The organism is uncultured Sunxiuqinia sp., assembly GCF_963974515.1.
In the GTDB taxonomy this organism is placed as follows: domain Bacteria; phylum Bacteroidota; class Bacteroidia; order Bacteroidales; family Prolixibacteraceae; genus Sunxiuqinia.
Map to the genome: position 1 here is coordinate 1 of NZ_CAXBDD010000161.1, position 5,173 is coordinate 5,173.

The 5,173-nt window shown below is 41.3% G+C and carries 1 protein-coding gene; it reads left to right on the forward strand.

The annotated features are described in order from the left end of the window. The first annotated feature begins 127 nt into the window (after window positions 1–127). Window positions 128–4,873, forward strand: a complete 4,746-nt coding sequence (locus AAC033_RS18160) for a PAS domain S-box protein (RefSeq protein ID WP_339740779.1) — start codon at window positions 128–130, stop codon at window positions 4,871–4,873. Window positions 4,874–5,173 lie beyond the last annotated feature (300 nt).

The window sequence follows — 5,173 nt, forward strand, 5'->3', positions numbered from 1 at the left end:
GCTTTTTCACTCAAGCAAGGCTTGTTTGAATTTTATTTCTATATTAATACCCGTTTATAGGCATAATGGATGAAATACTAAAATATTCTAGTCCATACGAAACGTCAAGACTTGAAATAATCAAACGATGAAATCAGATATCAGGCAGCTAATCGATTTAAATAAAATTGATACGCTTTTGGAAGGATTCAATAAATCAACGGGATTTGTGACTGCAATCCTGGATCTTGAGGGCAATGTATTGTCCAAATCGGGTTGGAGACCGATTTGTACAGAATTCCACCGTATCAACCCCGAAACATCGAAAAGGTGCACCATTAGCGACACTGAGTTGGCAAATAGAGTGGGGGTTGGCGAAAAATACCATGCTTACCAATGCCTGAATGGACTGATGGATGTGGCTGTGCCCTTGGAAATAAGAGGGGAACATGTTGCCAATCTGTTTTCGGGTCAGTTCTTTTTTGAAGAACCCGATGTGGCATTCTTCAAAAAACAAGCGGCAGCGTTTGGTTTCGATGAGAAAAAATATCTGGATACGCTCAGGAAAGTCCCAGTGGTGTCGGAAGAAAAGGTAAAAGCTGCGATGGATTTTTTGCTGAAAATGACAGAATTTATCAGTGAACTGGCCATTCAAAAGTTGGAACAGGCCGAGCTGAACCAAGACCTAAGAGATCGTGAACAACAATTTAAATCCTTATTTGAATCCGCTAATGCGGGAAAATCAATGACCTCACTGTCGGGGGAAATCAATGTTAACGAGGCATTCTGCAAAATGCTAGGCTACAGCCGTGGGGAATTGGAAAGCAAGAAATGGCAGGACCTCACGCCCGAAGAGGATATTGCAGCGATTGCAGCTATTCTTGATGGTTTGGTAGCAGGCAAAAAAGATTCAGCCAGGTTTGAAAAAAGGTATATCTGTAAAAATGGCTCCCACATCTGGACTGATGTGAGCGTATCATTGCTACGTGACAAATACGGCAACCCGCTTCATTTTCTAACAACCGTGATTGACATTACAGACCGTAAGGAGACTGAACGAGCTCTACGTGAAAGTGAAGCGACGTTTTTCACCCTTTTTGAAAAGTTACCCTACGCAGCTGCGCTTTCGAAAATGTCAGATGGGAATTTTGTCGCCGTAAATGAGGCTTTTGAGCTTGAATTTGGATATAGCAGACAAGAAGTGCTGGGGAAAACTTCTTTTGAATTGGGCATTAGCCCGGATGAAGAGAGTAGAGTAAGAATCCTTGATACATTAAGGGAAAGTGGTTCCGTACGCCATCAGGAAATGATCTTGCATTCAAAATCGGGAGAAACATGTTATTATGAAACCAATATTGATCGAGTTGTTATCAACGGGGAAGAATATCTCTTAAATACAACACAAAATATTAACGAATACAAAAGGACGCAAAATCAGCTGAAGGAAAATTACGACCTGATAAGGATTGCAGGGGAAAAAGCGAAACTGGGAGGATGGAATGTCATCCTAAAGGAAAACCGGTCGTATTGGTCAGACGAGGTGGCAGCGATCCACGAAATGTCTGCAGGTTACTCGCCGCTGGTGGATGAGGGCATTCATTTTTATGCCCCGGAATGGCGCGATAAAATGACTGACGTTTTTGATCGATGTGCCCGGGAGGGCGTTCCCTATGATGAAGAAATGGAGATCATTACAGCTAGCGGAAAACGTGTTTGGGTTCGGACGATCGGTGAAGCCGTGCATGACGAGAAAGGAAGCATCGTCAAGGTACAGGGCGCCTTTCAGGACATTTCATTTCGAAAACAAGCCGAAAAAGAACTGAAAGACAGTGAATCCAGGTATAAAGCCATTTTTGAATCCACGGGGACAGCAACCTTAATTGTCGATGAGGATACCAGCATTTTGATGGCAAACAAAGAATGCCTCGATATCACCGGTTATGCTTCTGGTGAATTGATTGGTCAGAAATGGCCCCAATATGTTGCCCCCGAAAGTCTACAGATGATGCTTGAAATCCAGCATCTTCGTAGCCAAAGCCCAGAGCTGGCACCACGAAAATATGAAGTAAAACTGATCAACAGTAAAGGTGAAAAGCGCGACGCTGTTTTGAATATTAACGTGATTCCTAACACGCGACAAAGTGTGGTTTCCATCCTTGATATCACTGAACGAAAAAAGGCTGAAGAAGAACTCCTAAAAAGCAAAAGTAATCTGGAAGAGTATTTTGAGAACGACATTTCGGCCGATTATGTGGTTTCTGTTTCAGGCGAGATTTTTAGCTGCAACAAAACGTTTTTGGATTTATTTGGGTTTGAAAGAAAATCAGAAACTGAAAACTTTGACATGACTGAGCTATACAAAAATCCAGCAGACCGGGAACGAATAATCCAAATGATTAAAAACCAAAGAAAGGTTGAAAACCATGAAGTGGAGTTTGTTTCAAAGAATGGAAAAACAATTCATGCCATCATCAATGCCATCGGTATTTTCGGTCAAGGGGATCTGCTGGAAAGAATTAGAGGGTATGTGGTTGATCTTTCGGAACAAAAGAATATTGAAAAAGAGTTGGTTAAATTCAAACTTGGAATTGAGCGTTCTTCTGAAGCCATTTTTATAACCGACGTGGAAGGACATCTGGTTTTTATAAACCCTGCATTTGAGCAATTGTATGGTTATTCCTTTGAAGAGTGTGTTGGTAAGACTCCCAGGATTCTGAAGTCAGGGATTTACGATGATGAAGTTTACAAAGTTTTTTGGGATACGCTTCTTTCAAAAAATGCGGTTACCGGAGAGATTGTTAATAAAACAAAGAAAGGTTCGTTACTCACAATAGATGGGCACAATACGTCAATAATAGATTCAAAAGGAGATGTCTATGGTTATATTGGAATTCACAGAGATATTACTGAACGAAAAAAAACCGAAGATGAGTTAAGGCGAAGCGAAGAGAAGTACCGTTTGCTATTTGCCAATAACCCGCAGCCCATGTGGATTTACGATCTAGAAACACTTGCATTCCAGGAAGTGAACCAAGCTGCTGTTAACCATTATGGGTATTCCAGGGAAGAATTTCTTTCCATGACGCTGAAAGACATTCGGCCGGTTGAAGATATTCCCGCCTTGCTTGAAGATATCGAAAATACACGTTCTGAGTTAAATACGGTAGGAGAGTGGAGGCACATCAAAAGGAACGGTGAAATAATTGATGTGGAAACTATGTCACATTCCGTACTATTTAACGACCGAAAAGCCCGGCATATCTTGATTAACGATATTACCGAACGCAAACGGGCAGAAAATGAAATATCAAAATTATCACGAGCAGTTGAGCAGAGCCCCACTTCTATCATTATTACCGATCTAGGTGGAAAAATAGAGTACATTAATCCAAAAACCCTGGAGGTTACCGGTTATACAAAAGAAGAATTGATCGGCGAAAATCCCCGGATATTTAATTCAGGCGAAAAACAAAAAGAAGACTATCAGCAACTTTGGTTTGCGCTTCTATCGCGCAAGGAATGGACAGGGGAATTTCATAATAAAAAGAAAAATGGCGAATTGTATTGGGAGTCGGCATCCATTTCGCCCATCATCAATGAAAAGCACGAAGTGATCAATTTTGTAGCTGTAAAAGAAGATATTACGGAACGGAAAAGGCTTGAAGATACCCAGAAACTACTACTTGAAATTTCGCAGCAGGCCACCAAGCATGTTACACTCACTTCATTTCTTGCAGAAGTGCACCAAAAGCTCAAAAAGATTGTGCGTGCTGATAATTTTTATGTGGCCTTATACAACGAAACAACCCATACTTTTTCCTTCCCCTATCACGTGGATAAATATGATCAGGTGGAGCTCAACGAACCGTACGATTTTAGGAACAGTTATACTGACCATGTTCTTAAAACAAACCAATCATTGATTGTCACCCCCGAATATCAGAGTGAAATTGAGAGAGATGGGACTGTCATCGGATATGGTGATGAATTATCGGTTTGGCTGGGCGTGCCTTTCAGAACTGCAAATGCATTTAAACCCAACGGGGTGATTGCCATACAGGATTATAAGAATCAGGAATCCTACACCGAAACAGACAAGTTGGTCATGGAAATTATTGCCCATCACGTCGGTAGTTTTATTGAACGGATTCAATACCTGGAAGAATTGGTTCAGGCCAAAGAAAAAGCGGAAGAGAGCGACCGTTTAAAGTCGGCCTTTCTGGCCAATATGAGCCACGAAATACGCACCCCCATGAATGGTATTCTAGGTTTTACCAACCTACTTCTGGAACCCGATCTGAGTAGTGCGCAAAAAGAGAGTTTTATTAAAATTGTTCATCAAAGCGGGCAGCGCATGTTAAATACGGTGAATGATATTGTTGAAATCTCCAATATAGAGGCCGGGGTGGTCCATGTGAGTGTGCAAGAAACCGATTTTAATGAAAGGGTTGAAGAACTAATTCATTTTTTTAAGCCTGAAGCTGAGAATAAAGGTTTAAAACTGCTCGTTAATCAATTTTTACCGTTCAAGGCAAAGAACATAACGACCGACCAAAATAAACTGGACTCCATTCTTACCAACCTCATTAAGAATGCCATCAAATATACTGATTCGGGAACGATTAACGTTTGTTGCCGGACTCGAGGATCTAGTGTCGAGTTTTGTATAAAGGATACAGGTGTCGGAATTCCAAAAGACAGGCAGGGCATTATTTTTGAGCGTTTTTCGCAGGCCGAGATCGCCGATAAAACAAGGATATTTGAGGGCTCAGGATTGGGACTGGCCATTGCTAAATCGTATGTTGAAATGCTTGGTGGAAAAATCTGGGTGGAAAGCCAGGAAGGTAAAGGCTCAACGTTTTATTTTACCCTGCCTCGTAATTATTTCGCATAAGATGAAATTGCTGTTTTAAGTAGAAAGCCAATTGAGAAGTGAAATCATGAAGTGAAGCCAGTAAAGCGTAGCCTGAAAATATTAATTACCAAAGACGACGGGCTTGGACGGAACTTCATCTCGCATCTTCGTGAAGATTTCAGTGTAGACAATTCTGGAAACGGAAACAGGAATTGAGACTGCTAAACTTTGCCGTAATACCAACGATCTTGATATCATACTTATGGATGTTCAAATGCTGGGTTTGGATGGTTTCGAAGCGAATTGCCAGGTCAGGGAATTTAACAAGGATGTGGTCAT

Excerpts from the sequence above, each read along its gene's own strand:
- AAC033_RS18160 (WP_339740779.1), top strand. The coding sequence starts at position 128 with ATGAAATCAGATATCAGGCAGCTAATCGATTTAAATAAAATTGATACG.